Below are 13,809 nucleotides of genomic sequence, written 5' to 3'. Positions count from 1 at the left end.
GCAGCCCCGCCCACCTGTGCCGCCTCGTGGTCTCGCCGCTGACCGCCGGAACCCATGCCGGCCGCGCCATGGTCAAGAGCCGGGTGTCCGCGACCGACCGCGCCCAACTGGTCGTCCCCGCCTGCGAATCGGGGCTGGTCCGTCCCGGCCGACTCGGCTGACGCGGCTCGCGCCCGGCCCTTCGGGCGTCGCCGGGGCGGGAGGGGGTGCACTCGGCCCCTGTGCGCGGCGCTGACATCGGCGGGAAAGAAATGTATGCGCTTCCAATTTTCTGGGCACGTTGCTCTCGATGCATCCGCCGTCAGTGTGGCCGGGGCCCCGCGCCCCGTACGGCCAGGCGGCCGGTGCACCGGTCGTCACGTCCGTCGAAGGAGCCATCGAGTGGCCGAAAACCTCAGCCGTCGCAGTGTGTCCAGGGCATCCGCGGGTGCCGCAGCTCTCGCGACGTCCGCGTCCGTCCCACCGCTCACGGCCACTCCCGCGGCGGACGCTCCCGCCACCGGAGAGGTTGCCGCCGGCGGAGGCCCCGCGCCCCGGGCGGCCGCCGCCCTGAGCGCCGAGAGCCACGAGCGGACCGAGCAGCGCGTCCGCGAGCTGCTGGCACGGATGACCGTCGAGGAGAAGTTCGGGCAGCTCCAGCAGCTGACCTGGAATCCCGACACCGGTCCCGGCGAAGGACAGAACGAGCAGGCCACCGAGGCCGCGGCCGAAGGACGGCTGGGCTCCGTCCTCAACATCACCGGCGCCAAGGAGTGCAACGCCCTCCAGCGGCACGCCGTCGAGGAGTCCCGCCTGGGCATTCCGCTGATCTTCGGCCTCGACGTCATCCACGGTTACCTGACGACGTTCCCCGTGCCGCTCGCCCAGGGCGCCAGCTTCGACCCCGAGGTCGTCATGCGCGACGCCGAGGTGAGCGCACGGGAGGCCGCCTCCTGGGGCGTGCACTGGACCTTCGCACCGATGGCGGACGTCAGCCACGAGCCGCGCTGGGGCAGGGTCGCCGAGGGCAACGGCGAAGACCCGTACCTGACCGCGCAGTTGGCCGCGGCCAAGGTGCGGGGCTACCAGGGCGAGGACTACGCGGCGGACGGACGGCTGGCCGCGTGCGTCAAGCACTTCGTGGGCTACGGCTTCCCCGAGGGCGGCCGGGACTACAACACCGTCGACATCTCCGAACGGCGCCTCAGGGACGTGGCTTTGCCGCCGTTCAAGGCCGCGGTGGACGCCGGTGTCGCCACCGTGATGGCGGCCTTCAACACGGTCAACGGTGTGCCCGCGCACGCCAATCCGCACACGCTCACCCGCATCCTCCACGAGGAGCTGGGCTTCGACGGCTTCGTCGTCGGCGACTACAACGGCGTCCAGGAGCTGATCCCGCACGGCGTCGCCGCGGACGGCGCCGACGCGGCACGCCTCGCGCTGGGCGCCGGAGTCGACATGGAGATGGTCAGCACGACCTACGCCGAGCACGGCAAGGAGCTCCTCGAAGCGGGCAAGATCGACCAGCGGCGCCTGGACGACGCCGTCGCCCGCATCCTCCGCGTCAAGGTGCGGCTCGGGCTCTTCGAGAACCCCTACACCGACGAGGACGGGCAGATCGCCGAACCCACCGCGGCGGCCCGCCGTCACGCACGGGAGACGGCGGCGTCCTGCGCCGTCCTGCTCAAGAACGACGACCGCACCCTGCCCTTGAGCAAGGACACGCCCTCCCTGGCCGTCGTCGGCCCCCTGGGCGACGACACCAAGGAACTGCACGGCACTTGGGCGGGTCCGGGATCCAGGATGTTCCCCGCCGTCTCCGTACTGGAGGGGATCGAGAAGGCGGCTCCCGGCGCGAAGGTGACGTTCTCGCGCGGCTGCGACGTCACCGGCAGCGGCACGGGCGGGCTCGCCGAAGCGGTGGCTGCGGTGGAGGCGTCGGACGCCGCGGTCGTCGTCGTGGGGGAGAAGGCAGGTCACAGCGGTGAGGCGGCGGTTCGCAGCGACATCGGGCTGCCCGGCGTGCAGGAGGAGCTGATCCGCCGGGTCGCGGAGACCGGCAAGCCGTTCGCCGTCGTGGTGCTCGCGGGGCGGCCCCTGGCGCTCTCCGGCGTCGCCGAGGAGGCCCCGGCGCTCCTCTACGCCTGGCATCCCGGCATCGAGGGGGGCAACGCGGTGGCGGACCTGCTCTTCGGCGACGTGGCTCCCGGCGGCAAGCTCCCCGCCACGCTGCCCCGGGCAGTGGGCCAGACCGCCGTGTACTACGGGCACGAGAACACCGGACGCCCCTACGCCCCGGACGACCCCTACACCTCCAAGTACCTCGACCTGCCCCACGGCCCGCTGTTCCCGTTCGGGTACGGCCTGAGCTACACCACTTTCCGCTTCTCCGGCCTGGAGTTGAGCGAGAAGAGCGTGAGCGCCCAGGCGATACGGGAAGGACGTGCCACGGTCACGGTCTCCGTGACGGTCGAGAACACCGGTGACCGTAAGGGCGACGAAACGGCCCAGCTGTACGTCCGTGACAAGGTCGCCAGCCTCGCCCAACCCGTAAGGCGCCTGCGGGGATTCGAGCGGATGACGCTCGAACGGGGCGAGCGCCGGACCGTCACCTTCGAACTCGGAGCAGCGGACCTCGGCTTCCACACCAACGACCCGCGAGGCGAACTGCTCGTCGAGCCGGGCGAGTTCGAGATCTACGCGGGCGGCAGCTCGGAGGCGGAACTGCGCACGACGCTGACGCTCACCTGAGACGGTGGGCCGCGCTGTTCACCCCCGACCGGACCGGGGCGTGAACAGCGCGGCGCCGCCACCGCGTTCCCGGCGCCCGGCCCAGGCCCCTCCGTCCGCCCCTGCCCGCTAACGGCCCGGCTTCCGGCGCACGTACAGCTGCTTGCGTACGCGTGCCACGACCGTGCCGTCGGCCGCGGTCACGGTCGACTCGAACCAGGGAAGGGCCTTGGAGCCGTCCGCCGTCGCCTGCCGTATCTCCGCGACTCTGGCCTCGCTCAGCCGGAACTCGCTGTAGACGGTGCCGCGGCCCGGGGAGACGAATTCGATCTCGCCGGTCTTGTCCCACACGACGTAGTCGCGTCCCAGCCGGTTGACGGCCAGCAGCACCCAGAAGGGGTCGCTCATGGAGTACAGCGAACCGCCGAAGTGGGTGCCGAAGTAGTTGCGGTTGAGCGTTCCGAGCCGCAAGCGGATGCGGGCGCTGCTCCAGTCGTCCGCGATGTGCACGACCTTGATCCCCGCGCAGCGGTAGGGCGGCCACCAGGCCAGTGCGCGGCGCAGACCGCGGGGTGTGGAGATCAGCTTGGCGAGCTTGGGCATACGGGGAAGCTACCACGGTGCGTACTGGCGGGTAACTCAGTGCCCGGCGGCGCCCCGAACCCCCCAGGCGACCGCTCCGGCCACTGCCGCGAGCAGGGCGACCGTCGTGAGCGCCACCGGCAGGGAGATCCACTCGGCGAGGAATCCGATGGCGACGGGGCCGACGAGCATGCCGCCGTACCCCAGGGTCGAGGCGGCGGCCACGCCGCGGGGCCCCGCGAGCGCCCCGGCGTGCGCGACCGCCACGGGGAAGAGGTTGGCCAGGCCCAGTCCCGTGATCACGAATCCGGCCAGTGCCGCCCACGTCCACGGCGCCAGGGCGCCGAGCGTCATCCCCGCTCCCGCGCTGAGCCCTCCCGCCGTCAACAGGCGGCGCTGGCCCAGTCGTTCGAGCAGAGCCGTCCCCGTCAGCCGTCCGACGGTCATCGCCAGCGCGAAGACGGAGTACCCGGCCGCTGCGAGAGCCGCGCCCGCTCCGAGGTCCTCGGCCAGGTGCAGGGCGCTCCAGTCGGCCAGTGCCCCCTCGCCGTACGCGGTGCACAGCGCGATCAGGCCCATGACCAGCACCAGGCGCCGGGTGCTCGCGGAACGCTTCCCTGCCGGTCCCGGCGCCTCGGCCGGACCGGCGCCGCCGGGGCCCGCCGATGCCGCCGCCCGGGTCCTCCCGTCGCCGGGCGGTGCCGCGGGGCTCGGCTGCCTCAGCAGGGCCCGTCCGGCCGCGGCGGTCACGCACAGACCCAGCGCGGTGAGCGCCAGCAGATGGCGGGCGGGACCCCAGTGGCCCGCCACGAGGCCGCCCATGCCCGCGCCGAGCATGCCGCCGAGGCTGAACGCCGCGTGGAAACCGGGCATGACGGGACGACCCAGTGCGGCGATCAGGTCGACCGCCGCGGCGTTCATCGCGACGTTCAACGCCCCGTAGGCTGCCCCGAACACGGCGAGGACGAGACCGAGGGCGAGGACGGAGTGGGTGAGCGGGGGGAGCGCCACACCGGCCGACAGCAGCACTGCCGCCGCGACGGTCACGGTGCGGCTCCCGAAGCGGTCGCAGAGCCGTCCGGTGAGCATCATGGTGATCACGCCCCCGGCGGAGACGCCGAGCAGCGCGAGCCCCAGCGCGCTGGGGGAGGCGCCGGTCTGCTCCTTGATCGCCGGGATGCGCACCACCCAGCCGGCGAAGAGGAATCCGTCGACGGCGAAGAAGGCGGTGAGCGCTGCGCGGAGGCGAGGCAGGGCTGCCGGGGTCCCGGACGCCGAAGCATCCCGGGAACCGGTTTGGCGCCCCTTCGCGCCGGCGAGCGCCGACCGTATTTTGTTCAGTGTCGGCACAAAGCGAGAATAGAGGGGTGACCCCGACGCGTACAAGCAAACTGGAGAGAGGCCGCAGCGCCCTCGGCCCGGCACTGGAACTCGTCCACACGGGAAGGGCGCCCACACGCGCCGTTCTGACCGCCGAACTCGGCGTCACCAGGGCGACAGCGGGAGCGGTCGCGGCCGAACTGGAGACGCTGGGCCTGATCACGGTCGACTCCAGCCCGGGCGCCGCGTCCGGCACCCAGGGACGCCCCTCGCACCGCCTCTCCGTCAACGGCGACGGGCCCGTCGTACTCGCCGCACAGGTGCACGCCGACGGCTTCCGCGCGGCACTCGTCGGACTCGGCGGACGGCTCATCGCCACGGCCCCCGGGGCGGGAACGGCGTCCGCCGATCCCGCGCACGTCCTGCGCGAGGTCGTCGAAGCGGGCGCCGGCCTGCTGAAGGAGACCGGGCGCCGGTGCCTGGGAGCGGGCCTGGCGGTGCCCTCCGCCGTCGCCGAGCCCGAGGGGACGGCCCTCAACCCGCTGCACCTGGCGTGGGAGGCGGGCGCCCCGGTACGGGAGATCTTCACGCGCAGCCTGGCGCGGGCACGCATCCCCGGCATCGCAGGCGAGACGGCGGCACGGGGCTACGCGGCCAACGACATCAACCTCGCCGCCCTCGCGGAACACCGCCACGGCGCCGGCCGGGGAGCCGAGCACCTTCTCGTCGTCGGCACCGGCCACCGCGGTGTCGGCGGCGCCCTGGTGCTCGACGGCCGCCTCCACACCGGGAGTTCGGGCCTGGCTCTGGAGGTCGGGCACCTCACCGTCGATCCCGGTGGACGGCCGTGCCACTGCGGCAGCCGGGGATGCCTGGACGTGGAGACCGACCCGCTCGCGCTCCTGGAAGCGGCCGGAAGGGAACCCGGCCCCGAGGTCTCCCTGCTGAAGCAGGCCAAGGAGCTGATCCGCACCGACTACGAGTCGGACCCCGCCGTGCGTACCGCCGTGCACACGCTCAACGAGCGACTGGGTCTGGGTATCGCGGGGCTGGTGAACATCCTCAACCCCGACCGCGTCATCCTCGGCGGTCTGCACCGTGCCCTCCTTGAAGCCGAGGGCGAGCATCTGCGTGCCGTGATCGCCGACCGCAGCCTGTGGGGGAGGAGCGGGAGCGTCCCGGTGCTTCCCAGCTCGCTGCAGCACAACAGCCTCGTCGGAGCCGCGGAACTGGCCTGGCAGCCCGTGCTCGACGACCCGCTCGGAGCTCTGGCGTCATGACGGCGGCGATCTCGATCAGGCCCGGCCGCGAGGAGGACCTGCGGGACCTTCAGGAGATCGAACGCGCCGCCGGCCGCCCTTTCCGGGAACTGGGCATGGACCTCGTCGCCGACGACGCCCCGCCTGCTCTCGCCGTGCTGCGCCGCTTCCGCCGCGGCGGCGGGCTGTGGGTCGCGGCCGCCGTCCCGGACGACCGTCCCGTCGCCTACGCCCTTGTCGAACCCGTGGACGGCAACGCGCACATCGAGCAGATCTCCGTCCATCCCGACCACGCGCGGCAGCGCATCGGGCAGGCACTCATCGAGCATGTGGCGAAGTGTGCGGAAGCGGCCGGGATCCCCGCCGTCACGCTCTCCACCTTCACCCGGGTCCCCTGGAACGCCCCCTACTACGAGCGCCTCGGCTTCCGCGCGCTGGAACAACGGGAGCTGACGCCCGGCCTGCTGCGGATCCGGGAGGAGGAAGCCCTCGCCGGCCTGGACCGCTGGCCGCGTGTCTGCATGCGCCGTCCCCTGACGGCGCACTGAACCGTGCGGCCGCATCGACGGCAGACGAGGGGGAGAAGCCGTGGCGGCGACGCTCATCGACCAACTCCGCGCTTTCGCCCGCGCGGCGGGTGAGGCCGGGGATCCGGAGGGGACGGCCGCTGAGGAAGCGGACGTGCTGGCCGACCGTTCCGACGGCACCGTGGTCGGCGTGGGCACAGTCGTCGCCAAGGCCCATCCGCCGCCACCAGCGGGCCCTGGCGCCCCGGCACACCAGGACGATCAAGAAAGTGGCGAACACCCCGGGAGCGACGGGGAGTTGACCGTACGCTTGGGTATCGCGTCCCACCCGCGCCTGACCGGCATACTGCTCCCGCCGATCGGCGCCGGTCGAGGCGTCCCGCGTCCACGGCGTCTGCCCGGCGGACGGCTCGCCACGCTCTGGCCGCGCGGCACGCCCGTCAGCCCGGACGCGCCCGACGCCGTCCCCTGGGAGGCGGCCGGAGTCCTCCTCGCCAGGCTGCACGCCGTACGGCCCGAAGACCTGGCGGGAGATCTGCCCGCCCCCGTACCGGCGATGCGAGGCCCCGCGAAGGCGACCCGGGCGATGCGGCGTCTGCGCGCGGCACGCGCCACCGGCGAGGGCGGCGCCACCGGCACGGCCTCCGCCGCCGGACTCGCGCCGGAGCTCGCCGCGGCCGCCGACGCCGTCGAGGCCGCCTGGGCGCTGCTGCCGCCCTGGTGCCGGTGCGAAGCCCCGCCCCCGGCCTCACGGGCCGGATCGCTCTGCCACGGCGACTTCCACCTCGGCCAGCTGGTCAGCCACCCACGATGCGGGGGCAGTTGGCTGCTCATCGACGTCGACGACCTCGGGCTGGGCGATCCGGCGTGGGATCTCGCCCGCCCGGCGGCCTGGTACGCCTCAGGGCTGCTGGACCCGGCCGACTGGGAGCTCTTCCTCGGCGCCTACCGGCACACCGCCGGCGGGCAGTGCCAGGACCCCTGGCCCCTGCTGGACGCACCCGCCCGGACGCTCACCGCGCAGACGGCCGCGCTCGGCATCGTCAAGGCCCATGCCGCCGGGCGGCCGCTGGACGAGGCGGAGTCGGCATGCGTCGAGGCATGCGTGCGGATGGCCCACGTCGGCAGCACCAGCACCACGTCCACCGTGGGACGCGGGGCGAACACCTAGTCTGTAGACGCAGAGCAGACTGGTGAATCCACCTTCGTGGAGAGGGAGTTGGCCATGCAGTGTCCCAAGTGCGGTGCCCTGATGCAGACGTTCAACCGCAACGGCGTCCAGATCGAGCAATGCGGAGGGTGCCGGGGCATCTTCCTCGACTACGGGGAGCTGGAGGCCCTCACCCGCCTGGAATCGCAGTGGTCGCAGCCCGCCGGACCGCCTCCGGCCGCTCCGTACGGTCAAGGGGGCGGCCCCGTGCCCCAGTCGCCGCCGCAGTCGTATCCCACGGGACCGGCCTGGGGTGCGCCGCACCACGGTCACCACGGCCATCACCGGCACGGGCACAAGCGGGGGTTCGGGCACATGCTCTTCTCGTCATGAGCCGCTTCCCGGTTCGTGTAACGGCGGTGCGCGAGCCGCGCGGGGCCGGGAGCGACGGAGGCCGGAGCTCCCGCGGCACCGCGTGAACGCCCCTGACACGAGTGCCCCGGTCGTCGCCGACCGGGGCACTCGGATCTCGCTGTGGACGATACTGGGATTGAACCAGTGACCTCTTCCGTGTCAGGGAAGCGCTCTCCCGCTGAGCTAATCGTCCTTGGAGGTGGAGACGGGATTTGAACCCGTGTAGACGGCTTTGCAGGCCGTTGCCTCGCCTCTCGGCCACTCCACCGAGGCGGGGGTCGGTGAACCCCCACTCAGAGCGGACGACGAGATTCGAACTCGCGACCCTCACCTTGGCAAGGTGATGCTCTACCAACTGAGCCACGTCCGCAGGTTGTCGTCCGTTCTGCTTCCGCGTCCCGGCGACGTGGTGAACTCTAGCGGATATCGGTGCCAGCTCAAATTCTGTTTGCCCTCCGTGCACGCTCGTACGCACCGCAGAACTGCGACGGCGGCCTCCCGGAACACGGCCCGTGCACCCCGTCGCAGCCGCGCGGGACGGACCCCGGACTGCTTGTCCGAACAACTGGAGCGCGCGGAGGCAGCGCCGGCGCCCGGCCGACGGCCCACCGCTGGGATCACGCCATGATCGACCCGGTCGGGGTGACCGCGGGGGCGCAGCCGAAGGCTTTCGCCTGCTCAAGGTAGCGTCGGAGGCGCGGCACAAGACGGGGCGAACGGAGGAGAGGCCCATGAGGATCTGGCTCGACGGCGGGCTCCAGGACGTCGACGGCGCGCGCGTCTCCGTGCTCGACCACGGACTGACGGTCGGCGACGGCGTCTTCGAGACGATCAAGGTCACTGACGGGCGGCCCTTCGCGCTGACCAGGCATATCGACCGGCTCATGGTCTCCGCCCGCGGCCTCGGCCTGCCGGAGCCCGATCGTGACGAGGTGCGCCGCGGGTGCGAGGCCGTCACCGAGGCGGAGCCCCTGGCGCTCGGCCGGCTGCGGGTCACCTACACCGGAGGGACGTCCCCACTGGGGTCGGAGCGGAGCGGGGCCAGGCCGACCCTCGTCGTCGCCCTCGCGGAAGCCGCACGGCGCCCCGACTCCACCGCGGCGATCACGGTCCCCTGGACGCGCAACGAACGCGGAGCGCTCGCCGGCCTGAAGACGACGTCCTACGGCGAGAACGTGGTCGCCCTCTCCCGCGCCCACCAACACGGCGCCAGCGAGGCGCTGTTCGGCAACACGCGCGGCAGGCTGTGCGAAGGCACCGGCACCAACGTCTTCGTCGTCCTCGACGGCCAACTCCACACCCCGCCGCTGGAGTCGGGGTGCCTCGCGGGCATCACCCGTGCGCTCGTGGCGGAGTGGGCCGGAGCACGCGAGACCGACCTGCCCCTGGACGCCCTCGAGCAGGCCGAGGAGATCTTCCTGACCTCCTCGCTCCGCGACGTCCAGGCCGTGCACCGCGTCGACGGCCGCGAACTGCCCGGCCCGGGGCCTGTGACGGCCAAGGCGATGCGCCTCTTCGCAGAGGGCTCCGCCGCCGACATCGACCCGTGAGCCCGCGAACGCCCCGGAACCCGCGGCCGATACGGTGACGCCGGGCGCCGTGCGCGGGTAGAACTCGACCGTGACCACCACGCTGCGCCCCACGGGCCCCGAGCAGTTCGACGCCGAAGGCGTCCGCTCCCGCTGCTACGACATCTGCGTCAACAGCCGTCCTGTCGGCTCCCTGAAGCTGAGCACAGACCCGCAGAAGGGGCCCACCACGGGCCGCGTCGTCCGCCTCGCGGTCGACGACGCGGAGCGGCGGCGTGGACGCGGCGCGGTGGCCGCGCTCTCCGCCGAGGAAGTGCTCCGCCGATGGGGCTGCAACCGCGTGGAGACGAGCATCCCCGCCGATGCGCACGCCGCTCTCGGCCTGGCCGGGAGCCTCGGCTACCAGGAGCGCGGCCGCAGCTTGCTGAAGGAGCTCGGCGACAGGCCGCGGCTGCCGCCCGGCAGCGAGGACCGCGCGATGACGCAGGCGGAGTTCCCGGCCTGGCGCGAGCGCGGGCAGCCGCTGCAGCAGCGGCTCCTGGCCGAGCGGGGCGTACCCCCGCACGAGGTGGTACGCAGAGCGGCGGATGCCTTCGACGGTCTGCTCCCCCAGGGCGCCGACACCCCGACCGCCGCCCTCCGCGTGCTCGTCCACGACGGCGAGGAGGTCGGCGTCGTGTGGGTCGAGCTCGAACGCAGCCCCCGGAGGGACGCCGGCGCCTACGTGTACGAGGTCGAGGTCGACGAGGCGTACCGGGGGCGGGGGCACGGCCGTTCGCTCATGCTGGTCGCCGAGCGGGAAGCCCTCGACTCCGGAGCCGGAATCCTCGGCCTGCACGTCTACGCGTACAACACCCCGGCGCTGAACCTGTACTCCTCACTCGGCTACCGCCCGGTGGAGCTCCACTTCTTCAAGCCGCTGCTGTGAGCGTTCAGTTCCGTCCGCCCTCCAGCAGACCGTCCGCGATCTCCTCGATCTGCTCCCGCAGCCCTTCCTGGCTCTTCCCGCCGTCCAGCCGACGGCCCGCGATGACGTACGTGGGCGTGCCCGTCACGCCGATCGCCTTCCCCTCGGCCTGGTCGGCGTCGACCATCAGCAGGTGGCGCCCGTCGATGAGTGCGGTCTCGAACTCCTCAGCGTCCAGGCCGAGTTCGCGGGCAACGTCGAGCAGCAGGGCCTCGCCCCGCGAGGCCAGCTCGGAATGGCGCTCCAGCACGGCGGCGGCGAACTCGTCGCCCTTGCCCTGCTCGTAGGCCTCCTCGGCGGCCTGGGCAGCGGCGTAGGCGTGCTTGTGCTTCTCCAGAGGGAAGTGCCGCAGCCGGATCTCCAGCCGCTCTCCGTACCGCTCGCGCAGCACGTCCAGGTCGTGCTGCGCCTTGTGGCAGTCGGGGCACTGCAGCTCGCACCAGTAGTCGAGCACGGGGCGGGAGGCGGCGTCGTCCATGCGGACAGTCTCTCAGCCGCGCGGACCGCTCCGGACCCCGAGATCTCCCTGAATCGAGCTGCAGGCATGGCTTCCCACCTGCTGCTCGTAGCAGACTGGAGGCATGCTCACCACGACCGTCTGCGCCGCCCTCTCCGCGGCCGGCCTGGCCGTCGCCTTCCTGACGGCCTTCCGTCGGCGTTTCGCCGCCGCCACCCGCATCGCCGCGATCGCGCTCGTGCCCATCGGACTGGCGATGGCCGGCCTCGTCGGCCTGGGCGGGAAGATCGTCAAGGCGGTCGGAGGCTGGGCGGCGGACCTCGTGCTGGATCCCACGGTCTGGGCCGGCTTCGCGGTGCTGGCGGTCGCCTTCGTGCTGTACGTCATCGGGCGCCTGGCGGGGCGCAACAGCCCCGGCCGCAAGGAGCGCCGGGCCGCGGCCCGCGCGGAGAGGTCCCAGGCGGCCGCCTCCGGCACCGCGGGCGCGCCCGCCCTCGGCGGCCCGCCGGCGTCCACGGCCGGCAGGACTGGCACAGGCAGCGGCCCTGAGCCCGCCGCCCGGGGGAAGAAGCCCGCCTCCGACGCCGGAGGGGACGACTTCTCCGACATCGAGGCGATCCTCAAGAAGCACGGAATCTGACGCTCTCGACTCCTTCACGAGCCGGGCTTCTGCCCCGACCGGTGGGGCCGCGACCCCTCGACGACGGGGGTGACGGAGGTCGACCGGCGTTGCTCGGCCGGGTCACCGATCACGCGGTCGGTCTCGAATCCGGCCACGGCGGAACGACCGCTCGGAGCCCGTCGCATCAGCGGTTCGGGCGGCCAAGGGCCCGTATCTGCCGTCAAGTTGGCCGAGGCAACGGAACGACCACGAGACCACACCTCCGGCAGTCGTGATCAAAGCCCAGTCGCGGGCACCGTCGGCGGTTCGCGGCGGCGGCCGGGGATGCGCACGGAAAGCGTCTTAGATGAGACACTGGTGCGGCCCCCGAGTGAGGCCGCGGCAGCTACCCACGCCGCAGGCTCTCCCGGGGCGAGTTCGTGGGAGCCGCCTGGAAGACGAGGCCCTCCCATCAACCGGAGATACCCCTGGTAACACCCGACGCCAGGGACGCGGGTTCCCGGCGTGGGTGAAACGGCCCGCAGAAACTTCAGGTCGACGCCCTGACGTCAGGCTTCTCCGACATCGAGGCGATCCTCAAGAAGCACGGAATCCGACACCCGCCGCCACGCTGCACACACGCAAGACCGGCCGCCTGTACCACGTCTGCCGCACGAGTATCGGAAGTCTCGGCAACTCCACCGTCGCGTGGGCGTGTTGACCTTCTTCAGGGGTGCCGGCTGCGTCATCATCACCGCGAGATGGACATGACGCCGAATTTTCCGGCCGAGCTCGAAGAGCCGACCTCCGCGCCTGCCGCGACCGCCCCTGCCGTCCCCGTCCTGCACGACTTCCAGGACCACCAGCGCGAACTGACGCAGCTGGCCGAGGCGAAAGGCTGCCTCTACGCGATCTCCCAGCCGCCGCTGATGCTGTTCCTGGCGGTGATCGCTCTGCTCCTGGCCGTGACCGGGGTCTACGACCTCTTCCTGCTGTGAGCCTGCCGCGCGGACCGCGGCGCCATGCCTCAGCCGCGAGCGGTGTGCGCGGACTCCCTCTGCCGTGCCCGGTAGGCGGCCACGTGCAGCCGGTTCCCGCATGTACGGCTGTCGCAGTAACGCCGCGAGCGGTTGCGGGAGAGGTCGATGAAGGCGCGCCCGCAGCCCGGCGCGGCGCACCTGCGCAGCCGGTCGCGCTCCCCGGAGACGATGATGAAGGCGAGGGCCATCCCGCCGTCGGCGGCGAGGTGGTCCGCGGCCGAGGCACCCGGCGCGAAGTAGTGCACGTGCCAGTCGTATCCGTCGTGGTCGGTCAGTTGCGGAGTGGTGCCCGCCTCGGCCACCAGCGCGTTGACCAGCTCCGCCGCCGTACGGGCCTCCTCGGCGGCGAAGACCTTCACGAACCGCTCCCGCACGGAGCGCACCGCCTCCAGGTCGCGCTCCGTGAGCGTTCCCAGTCCGCTGAGGCTGTGACTCTCGACGTAGGCCGCGAGATCGCCGACGGAGACGAGCTGATCGGGCCGGTCGCCTTCAGCGGCGGTGTTGATCAGATCGACCACGTCGTCGAGGGCGCACCGGGTGTCGTGGTTGATCTGCACGGGTCGCTCCTCGGGTTCTGCCCTGCGGTTCCGGTGGGCAGAGACTAGCGTCTGCACGGCACGACGACGCCGCCATCGCCGAGGCCTCCCGGTTGTGCTGGGAGGTCCCGGCGGTGACGGCGTCGTACGTGCCGGTCACGGCCGAGGGAGGCGCAGCCGTCGCCCCGAGTCGGACGGCTGCGCGGACAGGTGGGCGGCTCAGCTCTCCGCGAGGATGTGGGAGAGCTCTGTGTCGAGGTCGAAGTGGCGGTGCTCGGTGCCGGGCGGCACGGCCGCGTCGGTTCGCTTGAGGAAGGACTCCAGGGCCCGCGCCGGGGCCTCGAGCAGAGCCTCGCCCTCAGGGCTGCTGAGAGCGATGCAGACCACGCCCTGGCCGTGACTCCTCGACGGCCATACACGGACGTCACCGGTGCCTGTGGGGCGGTGCAGCCCCTCGGCGAGGAGATCGCGGGCGAAGACCCACTCGACGGTCTCCTCGGCGCCGGTGTGGAAGGTGGCGTGGACGGCGTAGGGATCGGCCGTGTCGTACCGCAGCCCCGCGGGTACCGGCAGTGATGACTCGCTCGAAACAACGAGGCGCAGGTGCAGCTCGCAGCTGACCGTGGTGTTCATAAGCGCCAGGGCCTTTCGCTCAGTGTGCGCTCGGGGGTTCGCACGTCGGCGAAATCGACATGCCACGTACTCGTCGGTTGTAAAC

14 protein-coding genes, 3 tRNA genes and 1 pseudogene are annotated in these 13,809 nt (G+C 72.4%); 10 read left to right on the top strand and 8 right to left on the bottom strand.

Annotated elements, in window-relative coordinates; translation table 11 throughout:
- Positions 1-20: 20 nt before the first annotated feature.
- Both H181DRAFT_RS01660 and H181DRAFT_RS01655 read left to right on the top strand, forming a co-directional pair.
- A pseudogene (locus H181DRAFT_RS01660) lies at positions 21-161 on the top strand (DNA-binding response regulator); the annotation flags it as partial.
- A 445-nt stretch (positions 162-606) separates the two neighbouring features.
- Positions 607-2,730: a glycoside hydrolase family 3 N-terminal domain-containing protein gene (locus H181DRAFT_RS01655; RefSeq protein WP_254666673.1), complete on the top strand. Its 2,124-nt coding sequence runs from the start codon at positions 607-609 to the stop codon at positions 2,728-2,730.
- A 108-nt stretch (positions 2,731-2,838) separates the two neighbouring features.
- Here the strand turns inward: H181DRAFT_RS01655 and H181DRAFT_RS01650 are convergent, their stop codons facing one another.
- Positions 2,839-3,312, bottom strand: a complete 474-nt coding sequence (locus H181DRAFT_RS01650; protein WP_045862308.1) for a DUF4442 domain-containing protein — start codon at positions 3,310-3,312, stop codon at positions 2,839-2,841.
- A gap of 36 nt (positions 3,313-3,348) precedes the next feature.
- Positions 3,349-4,641: an MFS transporter gene (locus H181DRAFT_RS01645; protein WP_074467663.1), complete on the bottom strand. Its 1,293-nt coding sequence runs from the start codon at positions 4,639-4,641 to the stop codon at positions 3,349-3,351.
- A gap of 17 nt (positions 4,642-4,658) precedes the next feature.
- Between H181DRAFT_RS01645 and H181DRAFT_RS01640 the strand changes: the two genes are divergently transcribed.
- From H181DRAFT_RS01640 to H181DRAFT_RS01625, 4 genes are all read left to right on the top strand, one after another.
- Positions 4,659-5,891 (top strand): ROK family protein, encoded by a 1,233-nt coding sequence (locus tag H181DRAFT_RS01640; RefSeq protein WP_045862307.1) that lies wholly within the window; start codon positions 4,659-4,661, stop codon positions 5,889-5,891.
- On the top strand, positions 5,888-6,418 hold the full coding sequence (locus tag H181DRAFT_RS01635; protein ID WP_045862306.1) for a GNAT family N-acetyltransferase: 531 nt from the start codon (positions 5,888-5,890) through the stop codon (positions 6,416-6,418). The genes H181DRAFT_RS01640 and H181DRAFT_RS01635 overlap by 4 nt, the downstream gene beginning before the upstream one ends.
- A 133-nt stretch (positions 6,419-6,551) precedes the next feature.
- On the top strand, positions 6,552-7,568 hold the full coding sequence (locus tag H181DRAFT_RS01630; protein WP_045862548.1) for a phosphotransferase: 1,017 nt from the start codon (positions 6,552-6,554) through the stop codon (positions 7,566-7,568).
- 54 nt (positions 7,569-7,622) lie between these two features.
- On the top strand, positions 7,623-7,940 hold the full coding sequence (locus H181DRAFT_RS01625) for a TFIIB-type zinc ribbon-containing protein (protein WP_045862305.1): 318 nt from the start codon (positions 7,623-7,625) through the stop codon (positions 7,938-7,940).
- A gap of 142 nt (positions 7,941-8,082) precedes the next feature.
- On the opposite strand, the gene H181DRAFT_RS01620 is transcribed toward H181DRAFT_RS01625, so the two are convergent.
- From H181DRAFT_RS01620 to H181DRAFT_RS01610, 3 genes are all read right to left on the bottom strand, one after another.
- Positions 8,083-8,154 (bottom strand) — tRNA-Val (locus H181DRAFT_RS01620).
- Position 8,155: 1 nt separating this feature from the next.
- Positions 8,156-8,229, bottom strand: a tRNA-Cys gene (locus H181DRAFT_RS01615).
- A gap of 29 nt (positions 8,230-8,258) precedes the next feature.
- A tRNA-Gly gene (locus tag H181DRAFT_RS01610) sits at positions 8,259-8,331 on the bottom strand.
- Between the two features lie 361 nt (positions 8,332-8,692).
- Here H181DRAFT_RS01610 and H181DRAFT_RS01605 point away from each other — a divergent pair.
- Complete coding sequence (locus tag H181DRAFT_RS01605; protein WP_045862304.1) at positions 8,693-9,511, top strand: aminotransferase class IV; 819 nt, start codon at positions 8,693-8,695, stop codon at positions 9,509-9,511.
- Between the two features lie 70 nt (positions 9,512-9,581).
- Positions 9,582-10,418 carry a GNAT family N-acetyltransferase gene (locus H181DRAFT_RS01600; RefSeq protein WP_045862303.1) on the top strand — a complete coding sequence of 279 codons (837 nt, stop codon included), beginning with the start codon at positions 9,582-9,584 and terminating at the stop codon, positions 10,416-10,418.
- A 4-nt stretch (positions 10,419-10,422) separates the two neighbouring features.
- Here H181DRAFT_RS01600 and H181DRAFT_RS01595 read toward each other — a convergent pair whose 3' ends face one another.
- The gene (locus H181DRAFT_RS01595) at positions 10,423-10,935 is read right to left on the bottom strand and encodes a DsbA family protein (RefSeq protein WP_045862302.1); all 513 of its coding nucleotides are present in this window, start codon (positions 10,933-10,935) and stop codon (positions 10,423-10,425) included.
- 103 nt (positions 10,936-11,038) lie between these two features.
- On the opposite strand from H181DRAFT_RS01595, the gene H181DRAFT_RS01590 reads away from it, so the two are divergent.
- Both H181DRAFT_RS01590 and H181DRAFT_RS01585 read left to right on the top strand, forming a co-directional pair.
- Positions 11,039-11,554, top strand: a complete 516-nt coding sequence (locus tag H181DRAFT_RS01590; RefSeq protein WP_045862301.1) for a hypothetical protein — start codon at positions 11,039-11,041, stop codon at positions 11,552-11,554.
- A 722-nt stretch (positions 11,555-12,276) separates the two neighbouring features.
- Positions 12,277-12,513, top strand: a complete 237-nt coding sequence (locus tag H181DRAFT_RS01585; protein WP_045862300.1) for a hypothetical protein — start codon at positions 12,277-12,279, stop codon at positions 12,511-12,513.
- Between the two features lie 29 nt (positions 12,514-12,542).
- On the opposite strand, the gene H181DRAFT_RS01580 is transcribed toward H181DRAFT_RS01585, so the two are convergent.
- Together H181DRAFT_RS01580 and H181DRAFT_RS01575 are read right to left on the bottom strand one after the other, a co-directional pair.
- Positions 12,543-13,112, bottom strand: a complete 570-nt coding sequence (locus tag H181DRAFT_RS01580) for a CGNR zinc finger domain-containing protein (RefSeq protein WP_045862299.1) — start codon at positions 13,110-13,112, stop codon at positions 12,543-12,545.
- A gap of 198 nt (positions 13,113-13,310) precedes the next feature.
- Entirely contained in the window at positions 13,311-13,724 is a 414-nt protein-coding gene (locus tag H181DRAFT_RS01575) for an SsgA family sporulation/cell division regulator (RefSeq protein ID WP_003959770.1), read from the bottom strand.
- Positions 13,725-13,809: the final 85 nt, after the last annotated feature.

Source organism: Streptomyces sp. WMMB 714 (genome assembly GCF_900090125.1).
Classification (GTDB): domain Bacteria; phylum Actinomycetota; class Actinomycetes; order Streptomycetales; family Streptomycetaceae; genus Streptomyces; species Streptomyces daqingensis.
The sequence above is the reverse complement of the archived record's forward strand: the minus strand, read 5'-3'. Positions and strand labels throughout refer to the sequence as shown.